Source organism: Embleya sp. NPDC025285, from assembly GCF_055558835.1.
This window is the reverse complement of record NZ_JBVHLU010000008.1, coordinates 21,913-44,435: the sequence shown is the minus strand read 5'-3', so window position 1 is coordinate 44,435 and position 22,523 is coordinate 21,913. Positions and strand designations below refer to the sequence as shown.

The following is a 22,523-nucleotide window of genomic DNA, read 5'->3' as shown; positions in this document are numbered from 1 at the left end:
GTCCTCGGTGTACGTCGGCGACCGGGCGGATCGACCCCGCCCCGTTCCCTATCGGCTGGGCGTCAGCACCTTCTCCGCGGTGCCCTCGGCGGTGCCGCCGGCGGGTCGGTCGGGCGGGTCCACCGCCAGGTGCGGCAGCACCTTGTCGAGCCACGCGGGCAGCCACCAGTTGGCCCGGCCCAGGACGTGCATCAGGGCGGGCACGAGCAGCATGCGCAGGATGAACGCGTCCAGCGCGACCGCGCCCGCCAGGCCGAGGCCGGCCATCATGCCGCCGCGGTCGCCGCTGAGGATGAACGAGCCGAACACGAAGATCATGATGAGCGCGGCCGAGTTGATCACCCGTCCGGTCCCGGCCTGGCCCACGCGTACCGCACGGGCGTTGTCGCCGGTGTGCAGCCATTCCTCGTGCATGCGGCTGACCAGGAAGACCTGGTAGTCCATCGACAGCCCGAACAGCAGCGGCAGCATGATCACCGGCAGGAAGGAGATGATCGGCCCCTCCTTGCCGAGCCCCAGCAGATCCATGCCCCAGCCCCACTGGAAGATCGCGACCAGCAGGCCGAACGACGCGCACGCGGCGATCAGGTTCATCAGCGCGGCGGTCAGCGGCACCAGCAGGCTGCGGAACGCGACCAGCATGAGCAGGGCGCCCAGCCCCACGATCAGGGCGATGAAGCTCGGCATGCGGTCGCCGACCACGGCCGCGAAGTCCTTCTGCAGCGCGGTCTCGCCGCCGATGTGGACCTTGAGCGTGCTGCCCTTCGCGGCGGCGGGGACGGTCTTGTCGCGCAACGTGTCGATCAGCTTGTCGGTCGCCTCGGCCTGCGGGGACGTCGCGGGCACGACCTGTACGACCCGGGTATCGGCGGCGAGGCCGCGGGCGTCGGCGGGCACCGGGGCCTCGATGACGCGCACGACACCGGGGGTACGGCGTATCTCGGTGATCAGGGTGTCCAACGCCTGCCGGTCCCGCGCACCGTCGAGCTCGGCGACCATCAGCAGCGGGCCGTTGAAGCCGGGGCCGAAACCCTTGGCGAGCAGGTCGTACGCCTGCCGCACGGTCTGCGAAGTCGGCTGGTTTCCTTGGTCGTTGGTGCCCAGGCGGAGCGAGAGCGCGGGCACCGACAGCGCCGCCATGACGACCAGCGCGACGAGGCCGAGGAGTCGGGGCCGGCGTTGCACCAGGCTCGCCCAGCGCAGCGCGGCGCGCCCGGCCTCCGCGTCGCGCGGGGCGTCGGCGGCGGAAGTCGCGGCCAAGGCCCGGCGTTCGCGGCGGCTGAGCGCGCGCAGGCCGAGCAGCCCGAGCAGCGCGGGCAGCAGGGTGGCGGACGCGAGCACGCTGAGCACCACGACGAGCGTGGTGCTGATCGCGATTCCGTCGAACAGGGTGATGTCGACGGTGAACAGCGCGAGCAGCGCGACGCACACCGTGCCGCCCGCGAACACCACGGCCCGCCCGGAGGTGTCCAGTGCCCGTACCGCCGCCTCCTTGGGGGACAGGCCCGCCTTGAGGCCGTTGCGGTGTCGCGTCACGATGAACAGGGCGTAGTCGATGCCCACACCCAGCCCGATCAGGCTGCCCAGCAGCGTCGCGGTCTCCGGGATGTCGGTGACGTGGCTGAGCAGGACGACCGTGGAGATCCCGGTGCCGACCGCGAACACCCCGCTGACCAGCGGGAGCAACATGGCGAACAACGATCCGAAGGCGAGGAAGAGGATGATGCCCGCCGCGACGATGCCCACCGCCTCGGCCAGCCCGGCCGGAGGCTCCTGGGCGGCCTCGATCGCGGGACCGCCGAGTTCGACGCGCAGTCCGGGGGCGCGGGCCTGCTCGGCGCGCTCGATCAGGTGCTTGAGATTCTCGGTGTCCAGCTCGAACTGCTGCTTGACGAAGGTCACCTGCGCGAACGCGATCCGGCCGTCGGCGCCGACCTGCTCGGCGCCGTCCGGATCGTACGGGCCGACCACACGACCGACGTCGGGCATGCGCGCGATGTCGGCGAGCAGCGCGGTCATCCGGTCGCGTACCGCCGGATCGTGCACGGTGCCGCGCTCGGTCTGCCACACGACGTTGTCCACATCGCCGGCCGCGTCGGGGAAGGCCTTCTGCAGGCGCTCGTACGCGGTCGACGACTCGGTCCCGGGGATCTTGAACACGTTGGAGTACGCACTGCCCGCCGTCACGCTCGCCGCGACGGTTCCGAACAGCGCGGCCACCCACAGCAGGACCACCGCCCACCGGTGATCGAGACACCATCGCGCCCAAGCCGCCATAGCCGTTCCCTTCCTCGTGCGGGCCACGCGGCCCGGTCGTGCGTTCCGAGGCCAGACTCGGCGGCGGCCGAGGCGGTGCGGCGGCCGGCCGGCGCACTCACAGGAAGCTCACAAGCAGTCCCCCGCAGTTCCGCAAACTTCCGCCGGATACTGGGGACATGAGCAGCAGTCAGCCGCGCGCGGGCGCCACGGTCCTGATCGTCGAGGACGAGCCGAGCATCACCGACGTCCTCGCCATCACCCTGCGGTTCCACGGCTTCGAGGTGGCCACGGCGGACGGTGTGCACGCCGCCCTCGCCGCCGCGCGCAGCGTGCGGCCCGACGTCGTGCTGCTGGACATCTCGCTCCCGGACGGCGACGGACGCCAGGTGTGCCGCATATTGCGCGCCGAACGGCCGGAGATCGCGGTCGTGTTCCTCACCGCCCGCGACGCGCCCGCGGACGTCGTCAAGGGGCTCACCCTCGGCGGCGACGACTACATCACCAAGCCGTTCAATGTGGACGAGTTGGTCGCGCGCACGCGCGCGGTGTTGCGACGTACCCGGCCGGCGCCGGACGCGAGCGCGCCGCCGATCGCGCGTCCGCCCGTACTGCGGCACGGCGACCTGGAGTTGGACGAGGCGACGTACACCGCGCGCCGGGGCGGACGCGGCGTGGAGCTGACCCCGACCGAGTTCGCGCTCCTGCGCCACCTGATCCGGCACGGCGACCGGATCGTGCCGAAGGAGCAACTGCTGCGCGAGGTGTGGAAGTACGAGCACGTCGTGGAGTCCACGGTGGTCGAGACGTACATCAGCTATCTGCGTCGCAAGCTCGACCCGCTGGTGCCGGACGGGCCGCCGCTGATCACGACGCGACGGGGCATGGGGTACGGGCTCCGGCCGGCGGACTACGGGGCGTGACGGGCGGGATCGGCGGGAGCGAGGGGCGGAGCGACGTGGGCGGGTCGACGTGGGCGGGTTGACGGGGCGGGCGGGCGGACGACTGCGCCGGCGCGGGAAGGCGTGCGAGCGCAAGCGTCCGCACATCGTGGCCATGCGCGCGACGCTGGCGCTGAGCAGCATCGCGGTGCTCGCGATCGGGCTGGCGCTGCTGATCTGGTTCAGCATGATGGGGGTTCGGCACTATCTGGAGTCCGGCGTCGACGACGACCTGACCACGGGCCGGACCGGCATCGAGCGGGCCGGCCTCACCCGCGCGCAGTTGTCCGAACCGGGCCCGACCGCGGGCCTGCGCGATGTGCTGATGTCGGTCGGCCTGCACGGCAAAGTCTTCGTGATGGTCGACGAGCGGGGCACCGCCCTGCCGGTCGCCGACCAGACGCCGAACGCCCTGCAGCGCGCCTTGGCGGCGGTGGTCCGGGATCCACGCGGCATGACGGCGCACGAACAGCCGCGCGCCGTCTCCCTCGGCGGGGAGTCCTACCGGGTCGTCACGGCACGCCTGGCCGACGGTCACTACATCCTCCTCGCCCGCTCGACCGAGGACCTCGATGGTGTGGTCGACCAGGTCGTGCATTTCGAACTGCTGGTCGGCGGCGCCCTGTTGGTGCTGTTGGGCGGGTCCATCTACTTCGTCGCCCGGTGGCGGCTGCGGCCGTTGGAGGACATGGTCGAGACGGCGTCGGGCATCGCCGAGGGCGGTCCGGACCGACCCGACCTGTCCGCGCGCGTGGCGCCGCGCCATCGGTCGTTCAGCGAGGTCGAGCAACTGCGTACCGCGTTGAACGCGATGTTGCAGCAGGTCGAGTCGGCGTTCGAGATCCGCGAACACGCGGCGACGCACCTTAAGCGGTTCGTGGCCGACGCGTCGCACGAGCTGCGTACACCGTTGGCGGCGATTCGCGGCTATCTGCAGTTGTACGAAAAGGGGATGCTGGCCTCGGAGGACGAGCGCACCCGGGCGCTGAACCGCATGGGGGTCGAGGCCGAGCGGATGGACCGGCTGGTCGACGAGTTGCTGGCGCTGGCCCGGCTGGACCAGCGCCCGCAGTTGCGGCCGCGCCCGATCGACCTGGTGTGCGTGGTGCGTGGCGCGATCGCCGACCTGCGCGCGCAGCAGGCGACCCGGCGGGTGCACACGGATCTGCCGGAGACCTGTGTGGTGCTGGCCGACGAGGCGACGCTGAGTCAGATCGTCGGCAATCTGCTGACCAATGTGCGTGCGCACACGCCGACGTCCGCGGATGTGCACGTGTCGGTGTCGGTGTCGATGTCCGAGGCCACGGCCGAGGACGGGGAGCGGCGGGTCGTGTTGTGCGTGCGCGACGAGGGGCCGGGCATGCGTCCGCGGGATGCCGAGCGCATCTTCGACCGGTTCTTCCGGGCCGCGCGCGAGCGCGGCGGGAACGGCACGGCGAGTGGCATCGACCGGGGGACCGGTTCGGACACCGGGAGCGGGCTCGGCATGGCCATCGTGTGGGCGGGGGTGGCCGCGAACCGGGGCAGTGTGCGGGTGGAGACCGCACCGGGGGCGGGGCTGTCCGTCGTCGTCGAACTGCCGGCCGCGGATGCCGACGCGCGGCGGCGGGAGGGCGGGGCGGACGAGGGGACGGATGAGGACTTCGGCCCGCGACCGCCGTCGCTGGTGGCCCCGACGTCGGATTCGCGCTGAACGCGGTCCGGTCGACCGACCGGGTCGGCCGCGGGTGCGGCCGACCCGGGTGCCCGCGGGGTCCGACTAGTTCAGCGTGATCTGGCGGTTCAGCAGACCGTTGCGGGCGCTGCGCTGACGCGGCGTCAACGGACTGGTGTCCGCCATCGCGGCGGCGAGCCGCTCACCGAATTCGCGGGCCGGCTTCTCCACGTCCTCGGCGCTCATCGCGGTCGGCAGGTCCCACACCGGGACGAGCAGCCCGTGCGCGCGGAACGAACCGACGAAGCGGGTGCCCTCGCCCAGGCTCGACTCGCCGGCCGCGTGCAGCCGCGCGATCGCGTCGAGCAGCTCCTCCTCCGCGTACGGCATCACCCAGCGCAGGTGGTTCTTCTCGGTGGTGCCGCACCAGTAGGCGGCGTCCACCGAGGTCAGCCGTACGGTCGGCATGGCCGCCGCGTTCGCCCGCTCCAGCGACGCGCTCACCTCGGCGTTCATCGCGGCCGGGTCGTCCACCCAGAAGTCGAAGCCCTGGTGGACGGTGATCTCCAGCGGCTTGGACAGGTCGAGCAGGTCCTGCAGCCGGTCGCCGGACTCGGGCAGCGGGCCGGGGGTGACCGAGGTGCCGTCCTCCTGCGCGAGCGCGCGCTCCAGGGCGTGCGCGAGGTCCCGGCTGACGTCACCCGAGCTGGTGTGGGTCTGCAGACCGACCAGGATCGCGCCGTCGGCGCGCCGCAGCGCGGGCCAGGCCATCGGCAGCACGGTCGCGAGCGTGACGACCTGGTCGGCGTGCTCGCCGGTCAGGGTCAGCCGCGCGGTCGCGGCCGGGACCAACTCGCGCAGCGCGATCCAGTCGCATTCGTTCGGCAGCCCCTGGAACGGACGCAGCACGAGCGTCTCGGCGGCGGAGGACGCCTCACGTCCGTGACATGCCTTGTACCGGCGGCCCGAGTTGCACGGGCACGGTTCGCGACCGCCGACGACCGGGACGGATCCCGTGGCGGCTGCGGTCTGGGTCTTGTTGCCGGTGTGGCCCTTCAGCGCGGCCTTCTTGCCCATGCTGCGGTCTCTCCGCCTCGGTGTCGGGGGGATGGTGGTCGACGACTCACCAGGTCCGAGGGTACTGAGTTCCGCGAGCACGGGTAGCCGCTCGAACGGGTGGGCGAACGCGTGGCTGACGCGATGGGTGCGCGGGTCGGCCCGCGTCGGTCGACGTACCGGCTCGGTGGTGCGGGCTCGGTGGTGCGGGCTCGGTGGCCCGGGCTCGGCCGCACGGGTGAACTCGCCGTGCGTACGCCGCGGGGGTCGGCGCGGCCGGATTCAGTCGAGTGGGTCCACCGCGTCCAGGTCGAACTCGTCCCACAGTCGGTCGCCGGTGCGCGACTTGATCGGGACCAGTGCCCACACGGTGACCTCGTCCGGGGTGCCACGCACGCCCCAGTCGGCCGCCAGGGTGCCGATGATGGACAGGCCTCGGCCGCCGTGCGCGCTCAGCGACGGGCTGGCCTGCCGGGGGCGGGTCGAACTGCCGCCATCGGTGACCTCCATGGCGAGCAGCCCGTCGGGACGCACCCACCAGGCCGCGCGGACGTTGCCGGACGGCAGCGCGCGGGCATGCCGTAGCGCGTTGCTCAACAATTCGGACAGGATCAGCACCGCGTCGTCCACGACGTCCCCGGCGATGCCGCGTTCGCCGAGGTCGGTGGCCAGGCGGTGCCGAGCCGCGGACACACCGATCGGAGCGTGCGGTACCAACACCGCCGCGGAATCGGGCACCCCACGGGCCACGACCATTGCCACCCCCGGCCTCCTTAGTGCACACGCCTGTCGCGAGCGCATCTCTCGCGCGTCGGGCTTGAGATGCCCGATGCCGACGGACGGGAAACGGCGGGGCGACGCGCGCTCCGACTCGCCCAGGGGCGTATAGGGGTATGCGATCCTGTCAAGACGGATATAACGGCTCGAAAGGCTACCAGCGTACGCCCCCTTATGGGGTTCAATCGGACACTTGGGCCAGTACCTGTCGTGGCCGATTCGTGATGATGGCGTCCACGCCGAGCCGCAGGCACAGCTCGACGTCCTCGGGAGCGTCCACGGTCCACACGTGCACCCGGTGGCCGGCCCGGTGCAGGCGGGCGACGTAGCGCGGATGGGCCCGCACGATGTCGATGCTGGGGCCGGCGATGCGCACGTCGCGGGGCAACGTACCGTCGCGGAACAACAGCGGGACGTGCTCCATCAGGAACACCGTGGGCAACTCCGGCGCCATCAGCCGCATCCGGCGCAGGGACAGTTGGGAGAAGCTCATCACCCGGATCAGTGACGGGCCCTCGGCGGTCGGGCGGGTCAGCGCGAACCGCTCCAGCAGGTCGACCAGGCGGCGCTCGACCAGGCCCGCGTAGCGGGTGGGGTGTTTGGTCTCGATCGCCAGGCGCACGGTGCGCGGCGCGTCCACGACCAGTTCGAGCAGGCGCTCCAGGGTGAGTACCGACCGGCGGTCCCAGTCGGGGGCCTCCGGCTCCTCCGGGCGTTCGCGTTCGACGCCGGATTCCTTCCAGGAGCCGAAGTCGAGCGCGGACAGGTCCGCGAGCTCCAGCGTCGAGACGATCCCGCTGCCGTTGGAGGTGCGGTCGACCTTGCGGTCGTGGACGCAGACCAGATGGCCGTCGGCGGTCAATCGGACATCGCATTCGAGTGCGTCGGCGCCGTCCTCGATGGCCTGGAGATAGGCCGCGAGCGTGTGCTCGGGGACGGTGTCGGACGCGCCTCGATGGGCGACGACCTGCACGTTGGCGCGCAGTGGGCGCGCCCCGGTGGTGGACACGGGACAATCGTGCCATCCCGAGGTGAGCACAGGGTGACGGCCGGGTGTCCGGCGTCGGTGTCCGGCGGCGGGTCGTTGTCGGGATTGCCGCCGGGGTGCCGGCGGGGCGCCGGCGGAATGGTCGGCAGGTCCGGCGGAGGGCCGGTGGGGTGGGCCCTCGGATGCTCCCGGAGCGCTCACCGGAAGCGGTCGATACGGCGCCGATGGGGCCGCCGATCGGGGCGCGAACCGGGGCGCGCATTGACCCGACGGCGCCGGATCGGGTCGATCTTCGGTGATTCTTCCGGGATTTGCACCCCGGTTCAGGGGGTTCGACCTGCGCGGATAACCCCGGGATAAGGGGGGCGGGCGGTCGGGACGCCCGGCGCTTACGGTGTTCAGACAGGGCGTCGGGGAGTCTGTGGACATCAACGATTCCGAAGTGTGTGGGAGGAAGACCGTGAGCGACGACCGCGACGTGACCGGCGGCGAAGTCGGTTCACCGGTGCCAGGGGAGGGCAACGGATCGTCTCCCGCCACACCACTGCCAGCGGAGCCGGTGATCGGGTCCGGGCCGGCCGAGCCGGCGTTCCGTTCCGAAGCGGCGGCCGAGCCGGAGTTTCGGTCCGAGGTGCCGGCCAAGCCGGTCGAGGCGCCCACCGTGGGTCAGTCGCACGCCGCGCCGGTGTCGCCGACCGCTCCGCTGCCGCCGGTGGGCGAGCCGTCGGCCGAGGTGCCCGCCGCGTTCGCGGCCGGCGCGTCCACGGCCGGTGCGGGTGGTGGGGCCGGCGCGGGCGTTCCGCCGTTCGGGACCACCGGTGCCTACCCCGGTTACCCGGACTACCCCGGCTTCGGCGCACCGCCCAAGCCCAAGCGTCGCCCGTCCGGGATCCTGGTCGCGGCCGTGGTGGCCGCGCTGCTCGCCGGTGGTGTCGGCGGCGGGGTGGGCGCGTGGATCGTGGACCGCGACGACAAGCCGGCCACGGCCGGCGTCAGCCCGTCCTCCTCCCCGGTGGACCCGGCCTCGCTGAACCGCTCGCCCACGAGCGTGGCGGGGATCGCCAAGCAGGCCGTTCCCAGCACGGTGACGATCAAGACCAAGGGCAGCGCGTCCGGTCAGGGCACCGAGACCGGCACCGGCGCCGGCTTCGTGTACGACAAGCAGGGCCACATCCTCACCAACAACCACGTGGTCTCGCTCGCCGCCGCCGGTGGCGAATTGAGCGTGACCTTCTCCGACGGCACCACCAAGCCGGCCAAGATCGTCGGCCGCGCCGAGGGCTACGACCTCGCGGTGATCAAGGTCGACGACATGCCGGCCAGCGTGCAGCCGCTGCCGCTCGGCGACAACGACAAGGTCGCGGTCGGCGACCCGGTGATCGCGATCGGCGCACCGTTCACCCTCTCCAACACGGTGACCACGGGCATCGTGAGCGCCAAGGACCGTCCGGTCGCCTCCGGCGACCAGCAAAAGGTCTCCTACATGAACGCGATCCAGACCGACGCGGCGATCAACCCCGGCAACTCCGGCGGTCCGCTCCTGAACGCGGCCGGCGAGGTGATCGGGATCAACTCGGCGATCCGCTCGACCGGTGGCGGCGGCCAGTCGCCGTTCGGCCAGCAGCAGGAATCCGGCAGCATCGGCCTGGGCTTCGCGATCCCGATCAACCAGGCCAGGTGGGTCGCGGACACCCTGATCCAGGGCAACAAGCCGGTCTACGCGCAGATGGGCATCCTGCCCGACTCGCGCTACACCGGGACCGGCGCGCAGATCGTGGCGCAGAACACCAACGGCCAGGACCCGGTCACCGCGAACGGCCCGGCGGCGAAGGCGGGCCTGAAGGCCGGCGACGTGATCACCAGGCTGAACAACCGGGCGATCGGCTCCTACGAGGACCTCTTCAGCGAGATCTGGAGCCACCGCCCGGGCGACAAGGTGAAGGTCACCTACCAGCGCGACGGCAAGGAAGCCACCACCGAGGTCACCCTGGGCCAGCGCGTCGGCGACAACTGACCGCCACCCCGGGCCCGAACACCCCCGCCCCGAATCCCCAGTGATCGACACCATCGCTCATGAGAGACTGATCCCGCCCGCGCCCGATCCCGGTCGCGACGCTGGAGGACTCGCCTAGTGGCCGATGGCGGCAGTCTTGAAAACTGCTAGCAGGGGTGACTCTGCTCGTGGGTTCGAATCCCACGTCCTCCGCAGGAAGCAACGCGGACACACGAGAACACAGGTGGGCGGCGGTACCCGGAGGGAATCGGGTGCCGCCGCCCACCTGTGTGTCGTGGTGTTCGTGGAGCGGTCGTGATCGCTGCTCCCCGTCGCCCTTGTCCACCGATCGGTGGACGACGAGTTCCATCGGTCGAGCCTGTCCGGGATATGGGCGCCGAGACCAGGATTTCGGGCATGACGAAACTTCCTGTTCGCATGGCGCGGTGGAGCGCCGGACATCCTTGGCGGGCGATAGCCGGCTGGTTCCTCTTCGTCGCGCTGTGCCTCGGAGCCGGGATCGGTGTCGGGACCAACGCGGCCACGGCCGACGACTTCCGGGTCGGCGAGGCCGGGCGCGGCGAGGCGCTGGCCACCGAGGGCGGCCTGCAACAGAAGCCGACGGAGCGGGTGTTGATCACCGCGAAGCCCGGGGCGCAACAGTTGGACCCGGGCGCCGCCGACGCCGCGGCCCGCGAGGTCGTCGGCCGGATGCGGGCGCTGCCCGAAGTGTTGTCCGTGGCCGCGCCGGTGCGCTCGGCGGACGGTACGGCGGTCCGGGTCGACGTCACCATGAAGGGCGCCGAGCTCGAGGGCAAGGAGCACGTCGACCCGCTGCTGGCGCAGACCGCGAAGGTACGGGCCGGCCATCCCGGGCTGCTGATCGCGGAGACCGGCGGCCCCTCGATCAGCAAGGACGTCCAGGGCCAACGCGGCGAGGACCTCTCGCGTACCGAACTGATCGCGCTGCCGATCACCTTGATCACCCTGCTGATCGTGTTCCGGTCGGCGGCGATGGCCACCGTGCCGCTGCTGCTCGCGCTGTCCTCGATCGCGGCGTCCATCGGGTTGTCGATGCTCGTGTCGCACGTGTTCCCGGACGCCGGCGTCGGTACCAACGTCATCCTGCTGATCGGGTTGGCGGTCGGCGTCGACTACGCGCTCTTCTACCTCAAGCGCGAACGCGAGGAGCGGGCCCGGTCCGACGGCCGGCTCGACTCGCGGGCCCTGGTGGAGCTGGCCGCGGCCACCTCAGGACACGCCGTCGTGGTGTCCGGGCTCGCGGTCGCCGCCTCCAGTGCGACGCTGTTCCTCGCGGACGACGTGATCTTCTCCTCGATCGCCACCGGTGCGATCGTGGTCAGCCTGGTCGCGGTGCTCGGTTCGCTGACCGTGTTGCCCGCGCTGCTGGTCAAGCTCGGTGCCCGGGCCGAGCGCCGGGCGGCCCGTCGGGCCGAGCGGGCGAGCCGACGCGGCGAGGTCGTGGCGGCCAAGCCGCCGCGTACCACCGGAGCCGGCCGGATCACCTCGGCCATGCTGCGGGTCACCAGCCGGCGCCCCGGCGCCACGCTCGCCGTCGCCGTGCTGGCCATGCTGGCCATGACCGCTCCGCTCGCGGACCTCAAGCTGACCGACATCGGCCGGGAGACCTACTCCCGCGACCTCCCGGCGATGGAGACCTGGCACCGGCAGAACCAGGCGTTCCCGGAACTGAAGTCGATGCACCAGGTCGTGGTTCGGGCCGAGGCCGGCCGCGCCGACGAGGTGGCCGGCGCGCTGCGCGAGTTGGAACAGCGGGCCCAGGCCGACCCGTCGCTCTCCCGGGTCACCGAGCTGCGCACGTCGCCCGACCGCCGGATCACCATGCTGGAACTGCGAGTGCCGCATTTCGTCAGCGCCGCCACCGCGCAGGACTCGCTCGATCGGGTACGCGACGAGTACGTGCCGGCCACCGTGGGCAGGCTGTCCGGCGTCGACGTCGCGGTGACCGGTGACGTCGCCCGCTACGCGGACTATCCCGAACATCAAAAGGGCAAGTTGCCGCTGATCGTGGTGACGCTGCTCCTGGTCACCTTCGTGATCACCGTGTTCGCGTTCCGGTCGGTGGTCCTGGGCCTGGTCGGCGTGGTGTTGAACCTGCTCTCGGCCGGCGCCGCGCTCGGGCTGCTCGTGCTGACCTTCCAGGGCACCTGGGCGGAGGGGCTGCTCGACTTCGATTCCACCGGATCGATCGGCTCTCGCGTACCGCTATTCCTGTTCGTGATCCTGTTCGGGCTGTCGATGGACTACCAGGTGTTCGTGATCAGCCGGATCCGGGAGGCCGCGCTGCGTGGGGTGTCGACCCGGCAGGCGGTGCTCGACGGGATCGGCAGCTCGGCCGGCGTGGTGACCAGCGCGGCGTTCGTGATGGTGACCGTGTTCGCCAGCTTCATCGGTCTGCATCTGATCGAGATGAAGCAGTTCGGCTTCAGCCTTGCGGTGGCCGTGCTCCTGGACGCGTTCGTGATCCGGATCATGATCCTGCCGGCGACGATGTTGCTGCTGGGGGAGAAGACCTGGTGGCCGTCGATCGGGACGCGTCGGACCCGGGAGCAAGCCCCCGCCGCCGACGCTCGCACGACCGAAAAAGTAGGCTGATCGGTATGTCCGAACGGCCGCAGCTCACCGACCCGTTCCGGATGTGGACCCTGCACCGGTGGTACATCCTCTTCTGGGTGCTGCTGGGACTGGCTCCGATGGCCGTCGCCGGCACGGACGATGCCGGCGCGACCCGGTACTGGTCGGTGGGGCTGCCGGTCGTGCTCGGCCTGGCCTACCTGATCACGCGGGTGTTCCCCGGCAACCGGGTGCTGCGACCGCACACCTTCGTGTGGGTGCTGATCATCGGGCTGGGCGCGATGGCCTACCCGCGCGACGGCGGTGCCTCGGTGTACGTCGCGACCCTCCCGCTCTTCTGGTTCCTCACTCGGGACCCCAGGCCCGCCATCACGTACGGCGGCCTCGCCGCGGTCGCCACCGTGATCGGCGGGGTGGCGCCGCAGGGTTGGAGTCCGGACCTGCTCACCGGCAACACCGTCGCCACCCTGATCGCCTACACGGTGAGCGTGCCGCTGGGGTTGTCGGTGCACCGCCTCGTCGAGCAGAGCGGTGAGCGGGTCCGCGTCCTGGGCAGCGAACTGGAGAGCGCCCAGCTCCGGTTGGCCGAGGCCAACCAGCGTCGGGGCGCCGCGGAGGAGCGGGAGCGGCTGGCCCGGGAGATCCACGACACCCTCGCCCAGGGCTTCGCGTCGATCATCGTGCTGGCGGAGGCGGCCCGTTCCGGCATCGCCAGCGATCCCGCGACCAGCGGCAGGCAACTGCTCTCCATCGAGCACACCGCTCGGGAGAACCTCGCCGAGGCCCGGGTACTGGTCGGCTCCGCCCCGCAGAGCGGCGTCGTCCCCGGCTCGGTCGCCGGAGCCCTGCGCCGCACACTGGACCGCTTCGTCGAGGACACCGGGATCACCGTGGACGCGGACCTGCCCGACGTCGAGTGCGACCAGCCGACCCGGATCGCGCTGCTGCGCTGCACCCAGGAGTCGCTGGCCAACGTACGCAAGCACGCGGAGGCCGCCGCGGTCGGCGTGGTGCTCGCCCGGCATCCGCACGGCATCGAGTTGGAGATCACCGACGACGGGCGGGGGTTCGTGGTCGGGGACGCCCGCGGTTTCGGGCTCGACGGCATGCGCAAACGACTGGCCGAACTCGGCGGCGAGTTCACCGTCACCAGTTCCGTCGGCGACGGCACCCGGATCCTGGCGATGATTCCCACCGACGGTCAGGAGTGAAGGACATGACACAGGACACGCTGCGGGTCATCGTGGTCGACGACCACTCGGTGATGCGGGCCGGGGTGGTCGCCCTGCTGGCCGCGGAGCCCACCATCGAGATCGTCGGCGAGGCGGGTGACGGCCTCGCCGCCGTCGAACTGGTCGAGCGGTTGGAACCCGACGTGGCGCTGATCGACCTGCGGATGCCGGTGCTGGACGGGGTGGCCGCCACCACCCGGATCGTCGGCCTTCCGGTCCGGACCCGGGTGTTGATCCTGACCACGTACGACACCGACGCCGAGATCGAGCGCGCGGTCGAGGCCGGTGCGATCGGCTACCTGCTCAAGGACACCACTCGCGAACAACTCGTCGAGGCCATCCGCTCGGCGGCTCGGGGCCAGACCGTACTGGCCCCCAGGGTCGCGGAGCGGCTGGTGGCCCGGATGCGCCGGCCCGCCCCGGTGGTGCTGACCTCGCGCGAGGTGCAGGTGCTCGACGCGGTGGCCGACGGCCTCTCCAACGCGGACATCGGCAAGCGACTCGTGATCGCCGAGGCGACCGTGAAGACACACCTGTTGCGGGTCTTCGCGAAGCTCGACGTCAGCGACCGCACGCACGCGGTGGTCATCGCCATCGAAAGCGGGTTGTTGCCCCGGTCGAAGCACGAATCGCGCGGTTGAACCGGTCGACGCACGAAGCGCGGGTGGAACCGGTCGACGCACGAAACGTGGGCCCGAACCGGTCGCACCCGCCTCGGCCCGCCCCGGGGGTGTCCGGGTGCACCTCGCACCCCCCGGCGACCCCGGGTGGGTCTCGGCCCGCGCCGGGGTGCGCATTCGTCCGTACCGGGGCGCGCTCGACCCCGGAAGAGCACTCCTATATATAGGGGTACGCCGGGCGCGACTTTCGGCGCACGGAATCCGCTTTCCCGCCGCCACGCATCGTGATATCGGCCCGCTTTCCCGAAGCTCCGGCTTCCGGAGGATCGCGTTCCGCGGTGGAGTCCCTCGAAAGGGGCGAAAATAGCGCCACGCGCGGGTGAAAGTGGCGCGGGTCACAGATCCGGATGTGGTGCGGATCGCATTCGGCATACTTTTCCGGCCGGTGGCGGAGTGCTCTCGCAGCGTGAATACATGCAGGCCGGCGCGGTCGTCCGGGGCAGTGGCCGGCCGGTTATACCCGGTGTGTCCACAGGCTACCGACGCCGGAATTGTGATGACGCTCACGCTGCACGTGTAAGCCGGACATAAAGGTATTTAAGACTCACCCGAAATGCCGCTCCCAGGGCGCCGGCCTGCGTGATCATGCGATCGCATCCGGTGATGTTTCGACAGTGTGTCACGGACCGATCGCGTAGCGTATAGAAGCGTGGGTCAAAAGGGGCAAAAGGTTCCCAGGTTTGCCGGCCGGTAAACGCCGATCGGGCCCGGAAGGCGGCTCGAAGGGGTCCGACGGGCATTTCTAATACCTATCCTGACCTGCGTAAATACCCGAGCGGGTTGATAAGCGCCGGATAACCTGTTTATGGTCCTGGCGATGTGCAAATCGCACCTCCTGGGTTCTCGCCGGCACGGCATGGCGGAACTCGCGGTCTGGGAGGGCCGCGGGGTTGCGGCATCGGACATCACGTCTTGGACGTGACCGTTCGGTTCCGGGCGGGGGTGATCCGCAAGGATCGCGCCGGTCCATCCGCCCCAGGGGAATTCCGAGAGGAATGTATGTCTCTCCGCAACGCTTTCGGTCGCACCAACACGCACCGCGGCATGGGTCGTACCCAGCGCCGCCTGCGCACCGCGACCATTGTCGGCGTCGTCGCCGCCACCCCGCTCGTCGGGCTCGCGACCGCGACCTCGGCCGGCGCTGCCACCACTTCCACGTGGGACAAGGTCGCCCAGTGCGAGAGCGGCGGCAACTGGTCCATCAACACCGGCAACGGCTACTACGGCGGCCTGCAGTTCACGCAGAGCACGTGGCGCGCCAACGGCGGTACCGGCAGCCCGCAGAACGCCTCGAAGGCCGAGCAGATCCGGGTCGCCGAGAACGTGCTCAAGACCCAGGGCCCGGGTGCCTGGCCGGTGTGCTCGGTCAAGGCCGGACTGACCCGCGGTGGCGGCAGCCCGGACGCCGGCAGCACCACCCCGAAGAAGTCGACCCCGAAGAAGGAGTCGACCCCGAAGAGCACCACCCCCAAGAGCACCCCGAAGAAGGTCGTCGTCGCGCCGCAGAGCGAGACGCCGAAGAAGGCCGCTCCGGCGAGCAAGCCGGCCGCGGCTCCGGTCGCCGAGACCGCGCCGACCACCTCGACCGAGGGCGCCTACGTCGTCAAGACCGGTGACACCCTCAGCGCGATCGCCGCGGCGAACAACGTGGGCGGCGGCTGGCAGGCGCTGTACGCGAAGAACCAGGGTGTGGTCGGCAGCAACCCCGACCTGATCCTCCCGGGCCAGCAGTTGGTCCTGCGCTAGAACCTCCCGGGACCGCCTCGGTCCCGAACGTTCGGCGTACGCCGTGTGGTGCCCGCGACGCGGTGCACGGCGGTCGAGTGAGCGGTGCGAAGAACACGCTGTGCGCACGTGGTGCGCGGGGCGAGCTGTGCGAAGACGGTCGGGGGCGACCGTATCTCCTGTGCGAACACCGGGAGATGCGGTCGCCTTCGGCCGTTCTGTCAGGTTTTCTCACTTCGGTGACGGCAGTACCACGACGTGCCGTGGAGGGGACGGGACGTCGCGCGGGGGTCCCACGGGCCCCTCGACCGGCCCGGGAGGCACCGTCAGGTGCGGCCCGGGCCGCGCTGCGTCGAGGCCGCCTCGGCGGCGCACAGCGACTCCAGGCGGCGGGCGATCGACGCCGCGCGCTCGACCAGCAGTCGGGCACGCTCGTGCTCGGCCTCGCTCCACTCGCCGGGGTCCGCGCGATTGCCGCCCGGATGATGACCGTTGTTGCCCATAACCGCTTGGTTCCCACCGGATGGGGGCGATCATTCACGATGTGACGCCTCATCACCCGTGATGCCGATCACGTCCGCCTTCCGGCCGGTGCCCACATTCCTGCGGCAGGGCCTCGATCCGGTCCACACTGACGACCATGACGACTCTGATCGCCGGGGCCAATGTCCCGGTTCCCGCGGGCCCGTTGACCCTGGTGATCCGCCGCGCGGCGGACGCGCCGATCGCGGACGCCTCGGCGCTCCTGCTCGGATCGGACGGCAAGGTGCGCTCGGACGAGGACTTCGTGTTCTACAACCAGCCGGCCGGGGCCGCCGGCGCGGTACGCCACCTCGGCCCGACCGCGGGCGGCGAGGCGGTCGCGGTGGATGTGCCCGCGCTGCCCGCCGACGTGGATCGTGTGGTGGTGGCCGCCTCCGTGCACGAGGGCACGTTCGCCGGGGTGGGCGGGCTCGCGCTGGCCGTGCTGGACGGCGCGGGCGGCACCGTCGCGACCTTCCCGGTGCAGGCCGGCGGCGGCGAGACGGTGCTGGTGCTGGGCGAGTTGTACCGGCGCCAGGGCGCGTGGAAGTTGCGGGCGATCGGCCAGGGTTACGACACCGGGCTGGCCGGACTCGCGAGCGACTACGGCGTGGACGTCGGCGAGGAGGACGAGGGGAGCGTCGGCGACGGGCTGCCCGCCGGGACGTTGCCGGCCGCGCCGGTGGGTGCGACGCCCGGGTGGGCGCCGCCGCCGTACAGCGACGAACCGACCATGCGCCTGCCCGCGCCCGCGGACGACCCGCAACTGGCCGGGCTGCCGCCGGAGGTGGGCGCGCGCATCTCGCTGCGCAAGGAGGCGGTGCGGATCACCCTGGAGAAGAAGGGCCTGCGTGACGTGCGGGCCCGGGTGGCGATCGTGCTGGACCGCTCCGGGTCGATGCGCGAGCTGTACGGAAACGGCGCGGTGGGGCGCCTGGTCGAGCGCATGGCGCCGATCGCGGCCCGGCTCGACGACGACGGCGAGTTGGACGCGTGGATCTTCGCCGACGAGTTCGCGCCGCTGGACCCGGTCCGGATCCCGGAACTGCCGCGCTGGATCGCCGACAACGTGTACATCGACGGCCGCAACAACCGGCCGCAGTCGCCCCCGCTGCCGAACGGGGCACAGCGCTCGCCCGACCACCTGTCCGGCGTGTTCGGCGGCAACAACGAACCGGCGGTGATCGAGGACATCATCGCGCGCTACCGCCGCGAGCCGGGTGCGCCGGTGCTGGTGCTGTTCTACTCGGACGGCGGGGTCAACCGCAGCAAGCAGATCCAGCGCCTGCTGACCGACGCGGCGGGGCTGCCGATCTTCTGGCAGTTCGTCGGACTGGGCCGCTCGAACTACGGGATCCTGGAGCGGATCGACACCATGCCCGGTCGGCTCGTGGACAACGCCGGCTTCTTCCAGGTGGACGACATCGACCGGATCTCCGACGTCGAGCTGTACGAGCGGATCCTGACCGAGTTCCCGCAGTGGCTGACCGCCGCCCGGGCGGCCGGCATCGTGCGCTGATCCGACGCCCGCACGCTCCGACCACCACCCGTGCGCCCGAGTGATTGGGGGCTGACGCGACGTCACCGGGACGGTCACAATGGGACATTGCGCCGTCCTTTGGCACCACGCCGTCGTGCAGACGAGGTACGGGGAGGGTTTTTATGCCGGTGTCGGGTGAATTCGCCGAATGGGCGACGGAACTGACGATGCGTCATGTCCCGGTGCCGGTACGACGGGCGGCCGGTCGGCGGATCCTGACCGCGATCGCGGCCGGGGTCGGCGCGGCGCGCGTGGGCCTGGTGGACCCCGCCGTACACGTCGCCGTCGGGATCGGCGGCCCACCGGAGGCGGAACTCATCGGGCACGCCGCGGGCCGGCTCGCGGCGCCCGCCGCCGCGCTCGCGAACGGCATGCTGATCGGCGCGGCACGGCCCGAACCCGATGGCGCGGGTGGGGTGATGGCCGTGGTGCTGCCGGTGGCCATGGCGGTCGGCCAGGAGGTCAAGGCGCGCGGCGACGAGGTGTTGCTCGCGGTGATCGCCGGGCACGAGATGGCCTGCCGGTTGGCCGCGCCGGACGGTTCGCGCTCGGTCGGGGTGCTCGGCGCGGCGCTCGCGGCGGCCCGGCTGATGACGCTGGACCGGTGCCGAGTCCGGGACGCGGTGGGCATCGCGGGGGAGTTCGCGGGTGCGCCGAACGGCACCGGCGGCACCCCCGGGCTCACCACCGGGATCGCGGCCGGCAACGCGATCATCGCCGCGCGACTGGCCGCGTCCGGCGCGAACGGCCCCGTCGGCGGGATCGACGAGTTGTGTCGGGCCTGGCGGCTGCGACCGGAACGGGTGCTCGGCGGGCTGGGGGGCGAGTGGGTCGGCGAGCCGCATCCGGCGGCGAAGACCACGGACTACCAGTTCGACCTGGAGACCTGCGAACGTCTCGGCGGCAGCCGCCGCGACGCCCGAGCCCTGGTCGCCGAGATCCGCGCGCTCGCCTTCGCCCCGTCCCTCGACTCGATCCTGGCCCTGACGGTGCGGGTGGCCGCGGGCACCTGAGCCGGCCGGAACCCGCCCACCGGGTCGAGCCGCCCGGCGTCGGGGCGATGGTCGGCCGTCGGGCGACGGCGGTCGAACGAAGCGGGCGGAGCCGATCCGGTTCGTGCGTCGACCACGCGGGATCGGCCCGCTGCTCGGCTATGCGCCCGTGCCCGGTGTCCCGCGGCCCGGGGCGCCGCGGAAGGCGGCGCGGTAGTCCCTCGGGGCGACACCGACGTGCCGGGTGAAGTGTTGGCGCAGGGCCAGGGGGGAGCCGAAGCCGCAGTGCCGGGCGATGGCGGTGATCGAGAGGTCGCCGATCTCCAGGAGGCGCTGCGCGGCCAGCACCCGCTGGGTGGACAACCAGCGCAGCGGCGAGGTGCCCGTGCTGCGTGCGAAGTGGCGGGCGAAGCTGCGTTCGGACATGCCGGCCAGGGCGGACAACTCGGCGACGGTCCAGGGGTGGCGCAGGTCGTCCAGGACCCGGCCGCGCAGTCGACCGAGGCCGTCGTCCGGGGCGGCGGGCGAGGCCGGTACCGGGTTGTTGACGAACTGGGCCTGGCCGCCCGAGCGGAAGGGCGCGGTCACCATCGTGCGGGCGATCTCCATGGCGGCGGTCGCGCCGTGGTCGACGCGGACCAGGTGCAGGCACAGGTCGATGCCGGCCGCCGAGCCGGCCGAGGTCCAGATCGAACCGTCGCCGACGAACAGGACGTTGGCGTCCACGGTGACGGCCGGGTATTGGTCGGCCAGGTCGTCGGTGTCCAGCCAGTGTGCCGTCGCGCGCCGTCCGTCCAGCAGGCCGGCGGCGGCGAGCACGAAGGCACCCGAGCACAACGAGGCGATCGTGGCGCCCCGTTCGTGCGCGGACCGCAGGGCCCGCAGCACGTCGTCGGGGAAGGTGTCGCGCCTCGGCACGACCCGGTGTTCGTTGCCCGGGACGATCACGAGATCGCACTCGTCGAGGCCGTCCAGGTCGTAGTCGGGAATGCAGAAGACGCCGGCCCCCAGATTCACCCCGGCGCGTTGCGGGCCGCACACCCGAAGCTCGAAGGCCGGGACGCCCCGGTCGGTGCGATCGACTCCCCAGACCTCGAAGGCGACCGCGTATTCGAACACCCGTACCGGGTCGAACAGCAGAATCCCCACGCGCCGCATGGCGGCAACCTAACCCGCCCGGCGTGGATGCCACCACGGACCGGCCGGTGATCCGGTGGATCGGCCGGCCGGGCCGTGGTCCGCGCGAGCGCTCGGGCGACGAGCGGCTCCTCGTTCCCGATCCGTCCCGCGACGTCCGGGTCCTGTCCGTTCCCGCGGCAGGCTCCGGGCGCATCCTTGGTGCGACTCGCGCCCATCCGCCCCGTGACCGATGGGATCGAGCGGCCGGATCGGCGTACCGCACACCCCGGGAAGGTCCTCGGGGCCGAGGTGTGTGGCGGCTTCCGGCTCGCCTTCGATCCTTGTCGCTGTCGTGGGGTCGAGGTGAGTGGCAGAAATGCCAACCATGGATGGATTTCTGCCACGCCCGGCGGGCGTACCCCGAGCCGGGACCACGGTCGGGGCGGAGGTGTGCACGAGACGGGTGCTCGTATGGCGGGTGCTCGTATGACGAGTGCGCAAGCGGAGGTGGGTGTCGACGCAGGTGTGCATAAGTTGTCCACAGCCTGTGGAAACTTTTGGGGGATGTCGGAGCTTCCTGTGGACAAGACGTGTCCCATGGTGGGCCGGGCCGGCCCCGGCGCGCCCCGGTGACACGCCGTCAGACGCCCTTGCGCGCCGGCACCTCGTCCGGTTCCAGCCGGCGCATGTCGGCGAAGCCGTCACCCGTGGAGTAGCTGTCCTCGCACAGCACGAGCGCGTCGGCGTCGAAGCCCCACACGATCGCCATTTGCGTTTCGTACAGGTAGAACGCGTCGACGTCCGGCACGGACCGGCCCATTCCGGCCAGGATCCGTCCCGGATAGGCGATCCGCAGGATGCCCTCGGTTACCACGGTGTCCTGATCCACCGTCAGGCGGTCGATGTGGTGCGCGAGTCGGCCGCAGTCGTTGTCGACCACGGCACGATAGAACTCGCGGACCTCGGCGTGACTCTTGGGGGCGCGATCCACCGGGGAAGCGCCCCACTGGTGGTAGACGGCCCGCGGCGAGACGGTGGCCATCAGGGCGTCCAGGTCGCCTTCGTGCTCGGCGCGCATGTGCGCAATCAGGGTGGTCAGGATCGCCTGCCGGCGCGGATCGTTCTCCGCCGCCAGGCGTTTCTCGGCGAGTTCCCACGTGCGTCGCGCGTCGATGAGCCCGGTCATGTGTCCACCCTCCGCCGGTCGTTGTGTCTCCCGACACCTTGCATCGAAGTAGTTCACTGTGCAATACAAGTAATTGACTGTGCAATGCAAATCGCATGCGTGGCACACCTGAATCCGCCCGAGTGGCACACCGGTGGTTCCGCCCGGTGCGGCGTGCGTGTTCCGGACGACGAGGTGGCGACAGATGAGCGACGCGGGCGAAGTGCGGGACGCCAAAGCGATGTTCGACCTGAGCGGCCGGGCGATCGCGGTGGCCACCCATTGCGGCGATCTCGATCGATTGGCGCGCTGGTGGACACGACCGTCGCGCACTTCGGCGGCATCGACATCGTGCTCGACAACGCCGCGAACGAACCGGCGCAACCGGTCGGCGAGATCACCCCCGCCGCGGGCAGCTTCATGACCGGACGGATCGCCGGCATCGACGGCGGGCCGACCGTGCAGTGAGCCGGGTACCGCCCGGTCGGGCGCGGCTCGCTCGGTCGCGCGCGGCTCAGTCGAGCGCGGTGGCGCCGATCACCGGGACGAGTGCGTCCGGAAGCGGGTACACCGGCTCGGCCGGCACGGCCGCGGCGGCCGCGGCCAGGTCACCGGCGCGGACCAGATCGTGCACCCGGTGCGCGAGCGCGGTCACGTCGGTGATCCGGCGCGTCCACTCGTCGGCGTAGGCGCGCGTCGCCCACCCGGCCAGGCCGAGCTGCAACGAACGATGCGCCAACGGCCGCAGGGTCAGGTCGCGTTCGGGGTCCCATTGGATTCGCACCGTGGTCGCGTGCAGCCGCCGACCCCACGTGTCCCGGTCCGGATAGGTGGTGTGGTCGTAGTGGCTCAGGCACGCCCCGGCGAGCGCGGCCTCGAAGCCCTCGCGGCTGATCTCCAGGGCCAGCACCCGCTCCTGCTTGGGCTTGGTCGCCCATCCGCTGCGGTACATCATCCAGGTGAAACTGGGCTTGACCCAGGTCATCCGCTCCCGACTCCAGGTGTCCGGAAACCGCTGCCCCCGGATGGCCGCGTCGGCGATCTGCGGCTTGTACGCCTGGTACACCGTGACGGTGTCGTCGGTGTACGCGGCGCGGATCTGTCGGTTCGGTATTTCCATGTCCGCAGTCTGTTCGCCCCACCCGACCCGCGACCAATCGTTTTCCCACCGGCCCACCGGCCCACCGGCCCACCGGCCCACCGGCCCACCGGCCCACCGGCCCACCGGCCCACCGGCCCACCGGCCCACCGGCCCACCGGCCCACCG

18 protein-coding genes and 1 tRNA gene are annotated in these 22,523 nt (G+C 71.4%); 11 read left to right on the top strand and 8 right to left on the bottom strand.

What is annotated here, in order from left to right; all coding sequences use genetic code 11:
* Positions 1 to 48: 48 nt before the first annotated feature.
* Positions 49 to 2,277, bottom strand: a complete 2,229-nt coding sequence (locus ACZ4FV_RS07260) for an MMPL family transporter (RefSeq protein WP_465322088.1) — start codon at positions 2,275 to 2,277, stop codon at positions 49 to 51.
* A 158-nt stretch (positions 2,278 to 2,435) separates the two neighbouring features.
* On the opposite strand from ACZ4FV_RS07260, the gene ACZ4FV_RS07255 reads away from it, so the two are divergent.
* Both ACZ4FV_RS07255 and ACZ4FV_RS07250 read left to right on the top strand, forming a co-directional pair.
* A complete protein-coding gene (locus ACZ4FV_RS07255; RefSeq protein WP_395867568.1) occupies positions 2,436 to 3,179 on the top strand; it encodes a response regulator transcription factor in 744 nt (247 codons plus the stop codon).
* 49 nt (positions 3,180 to 3,228) lie between these two features.
* Complete coding sequence (locus ACZ4FV_RS07250; RefSeq protein WP_465322087.1) at positions 3,229 to 4,890, top strand: sensor histidine kinase; 1,662 nt, start codon at positions 3,229 to 3,231, stop codon at positions 4,888 to 4,890.
* 66 nt (positions 4,891 to 4,956) lie between these two features.
* On the opposite strand, the gene ACZ4FV_RS07245 is transcribed toward ACZ4FV_RS07250, so the two are convergent.
* The 3 genes from ACZ4FV_RS07245 to ACZ4FV_RS07235 form a co-directional block, all read right to left on the bottom strand.
* Positions 4,957 to 5,928: a DUF5926 family protein gene (locus tag ACZ4FV_RS07245; RefSeq protein WP_395867564.1), complete on the bottom strand. Its 972-nt coding sequence runs from the start codon at positions 5,926 to 5,928 to the stop codon at positions 4,957 to 4,959.
* A 261-nt stretch (positions 5,929 to 6,189) separates the two neighbouring features.
* Positions 6,190 to 6,663 carry an ATP-binding protein gene (locus ACZ4FV_RS07240; RefSeq protein ID WP_395867958.1) on the bottom strand — a complete coding sequence of 158 codons (474 nt, stop codon included), beginning with the start codon at positions 6,661 to 6,663 and terminating at the stop codon, positions 6,190 to 6,192.
* Positions 6,664 to 6,865: 202 nt separating this feature from the next.
* Positions 6,866 to 7,693 (bottom strand): glycerophosphodiester phosphodiesterase, encoded by an 828-nt coding sequence (locus tag ACZ4FV_RS07235; protein ID WP_465322086.1) that lies wholly within the window; start codon positions 7,691 to 7,693, stop codon positions 6,866 to 6,868.
* Between the two features lie 439 nt (positions 7,694 to 8,132).
* Here ACZ4FV_RS07235 and ACZ4FV_RS07230 point away from each other — a divergent pair, with 439 nt between their 5' ends.
* From ACZ4FV_RS07230 to ACZ4FV_RS07205, 6 genes are all read left to right on the top strand, one after another.
* Positions 8,133 to 9,686, top strand: coding sequence for a S1C family serine protease (locus ACZ4FV_RS07230; RefSeq protein WP_465322084.1), 1,554 nt, complete (start codon positions 8,133 to 8,135; stop codon positions 9,684 to 9,686).
* Between the two features lie 103 nt (positions 9,687 to 9,789).
* A tRNA-Ser gene (locus ACZ4FV_RS07225) sits at positions 9,790 to 9,878 on the top strand.
* A gap of 204 nt (positions 9,879 to 10,082) precedes the next feature.
* Positions 10,083 to 12,302, top strand: a complete 2,220-nt coding sequence (locus ACZ4FV_RS07220) for an MMPL family transporter (protein WP_402234661.1) — start codon at positions 10,083 to 10,085, stop codon at positions 12,300 to 12,302.
* Positions 12,303 to 12,307: 5 nt separating this feature from the next.
* Positions 12,308 to 13,492 carry a sensor histidine kinase gene (locus ACZ4FV_RS07215; RefSeq protein ID WP_395867556.1) on the top strand — a complete coding sequence of 395 codons (1,185 nt, stop codon included), beginning with the start codon at positions 12,308 to 12,310 and terminating at the stop codon, positions 13,490 to 13,492.
* A 5-nt stretch (positions 13,493 to 13,497) separates the two neighbouring features.
* Positions 13,498 to 14,154 carry a response regulator gene (locus ACZ4FV_RS07210; RefSeq protein WP_395867553.1) on the top strand — a complete coding sequence of 219 codons (657 nt, stop codon included), beginning with the start codon at positions 13,498 to 13,500 and terminating at the stop codon, positions 14,152 to 14,154.
* A gap of 1,083 nt (positions 14,155 to 15,237) precedes the next feature.
* A complete protein-coding gene (locus ACZ4FV_RS07205; RefSeq protein ID WP_395867551.1) occupies positions 15,238 to 15,939 on the top strand; it encodes a transglycosylase family protein in 702 nt (233 codons plus the stop codon).
* Between the two features lie 305 nt (positions 15,940 to 16,244).
* Here the strand turns inward: ACZ4FV_RS07205 and ACZ4FV_RS07200 are convergent, their stop codons facing one another.
* Positions 16,245 to 16,421 (bottom strand): hypothetical protein, encoded by a 177-nt coding sequence (locus ACZ4FV_RS07200; RefSeq protein WP_395867549.1) that lies wholly within the window; start codon positions 16,419 to 16,421, stop codon positions 16,245 to 16,247.
* Between the two features lie 137 nt (positions 16,422 to 16,558).
* On the opposite strand from ACZ4FV_RS07200, the gene ACZ4FV_RS07195 reads away from it, so the two are divergent.
* Entirely contained in the window at positions 16,559 to 17,959 is a 1,401-nt protein-coding gene (locus ACZ4FV_RS07195) for a VWA domain-containing protein (protein WP_395867548.1), read from the top strand.
* Between the two features lie 143 nt (positions 17,960 to 18,102).
* The gene (locus ACZ4FV_RS07190; protein WP_395867546.1) at positions 18,103 to 18,993 is read left to right on the top strand and encodes an MmgE/PrpD family protein; all 891 of its coding nucleotides are present in this window, start codon (positions 18,103 to 18,105) and stop codon (positions 18,991 to 18,993) included.
* A gap of 138 nt (positions 18,994 to 19,131) precedes the next feature.
* Here the strand turns inward: ACZ4FV_RS07190 and ACZ4FV_RS07185 are convergent, their stop codons facing one another.
* A complete protein-coding gene (locus ACZ4FV_RS07185) occupies positions 19,132 to 20,130 on the bottom strand; it encodes a GlxA family transcriptional regulator (protein WP_402234654.1) in 999 nt (332 codons plus the stop codon).
* A gap of 601 nt (positions 20,131 to 20,731) precedes the next feature.
* The gene (locus ACZ4FV_RS07180; protein ID WP_395867542.1) at positions 20,732 to 21,277 is read right to left on the bottom strand and encodes a nuclear transport factor 2 family protein; all 546 of its coding nucleotides are present in this window, start codon (positions 21,275 to 21,277) and stop codon (positions 20,732 to 20,734) included.
* Positions 21,278 to 21,568: 291 nt separating this feature from the next.
* Here ACZ4FV_RS07180 and ACZ4FV_RS07175 point away from each other — a divergent pair, with 291 nt between their 5' ends.
* A complete protein-coding gene (locus tag ACZ4FV_RS07175) occupies positions 21,569 to 21,724 on the top strand; it encodes a hypothetical protein (protein WP_395867540.1) in 156 nt (51 codons plus the stop codon).
* A gap of 46 nt (positions 21,725 to 21,770) precedes the next feature.
* On the opposite strand, the gene ACZ4FV_RS07170 is transcribed toward ACZ4FV_RS07175, so the two are convergent.
* Positions 21,771 to 22,376: a DUF4291 domain-containing protein gene (locus tag ACZ4FV_RS07170; RefSeq protein WP_395867538.1), complete on the bottom strand. Its 606-nt coding sequence runs from the start codon at positions 22,374 to 22,376 to the stop codon at positions 21,771 to 21,773.
* Positions 22,377 to 22,523 lie beyond the last annotated feature (147 nt).

Bases quoted from the DNA above. Each gene is read 5' to 3' on its own strand.
- ACZ4FV_RS07260 (WP_465322088.1), bottom strand. From the start codon at position 2,277: ATGGCGGCTTGGGCGCGATGGTGTCTCGATCACCGGTGGGCGGTGGTC.
- ACZ4FV_RS07255 (WP_395867568.1), top strand. From the start codon at position 2,436: ATGAGCAGCAGTCAGCCGCGCGCGGGCGCCACGGTCCTGATCGTCGAG.
- ACZ4FV_RS07245 (WP_395867564.1), bottom strand. From the start codon at position 5,928: ATGGGCAAGAAGGCCGCGCTGAAGGGCCACACCGGCAACAAGACCCAG.
- ACZ4FV_RS07240 (WP_395867958.1), bottom strand. From the start codon at position 6,663: ATGGTCGTGGCCCGTGGGGTGCCCGATTCCGCGGCGGTGTTGGTACCG.
- ACZ4FV_RS07220 (WP_402234661.1), top strand. From the start codon at position 10,083: ATGACGAAACTTCCTGTTCGCATGGCGCGGTGGAGCGCCGGACATCCT.
- ACZ4FV_RS07215 (WP_395867556.1), top strand. From the start codon at position 12,308: ATGTCCGAACGGCCGCAGCTCACCGACCCGTTCCGGATGTGGACCCTG.
- ACZ4FV_RS07210 (WP_395867553.1), top strand. From the start codon at position 13,498: ATGACACAGGACACGCTGCGGGTCATCGTGGTCGACGACCACTCGGTG.
- ACZ4FV_RS07205 (WP_395867551.1), top strand. From the start codon at position 15,238: ATGGGTCGTACCCAGCGCCGCCTGCGCACCGCGACCATTGTCGGCGTC.
- ACZ4FV_RS07200 (WP_395867549.1), bottom strand. From the start codon at position 16,421: ATGGGCAACAACGGTCATCATCCGGGCGGCAATCGCGCGGACCCCGGC.
- ACZ4FV_RS07195 (WP_395867548.1), top strand. From the start codon at position 16,559: ATGACGACTCTGATCGCCGGGGCCAATGTCCCGGTTCCCGCGGGCCCG.
- ACZ4FV_RS07190 (WP_395867546.1), top strand. From the start codon at position 18,103: ATGCCGGTGTCGGGTGAATTCGCCGAATGGGCGACGGAACTGACGATG.
- ACZ4FV_RS07185 (WP_402234654.1), bottom strand. From the start codon at position 20,130: ATGCGGCGCGTGGGGATTCTGCTGTTCGACCCGGTACGGGTGTTCGAA.
- ACZ4FV_RS07180 (WP_395867542.1), bottom strand. From the start codon at position 21,277: ATGACCGGGCTCATCGACGCGCGACGCACGTGGGAACTCGCCGAGAAA.
- ACZ4FV_RS07170 (WP_395867538.1), bottom strand. From the start codon at position 22,376: ATGGAAATACCGAACCGACAGATCCGCGCCGCGTACACCGACGACACC.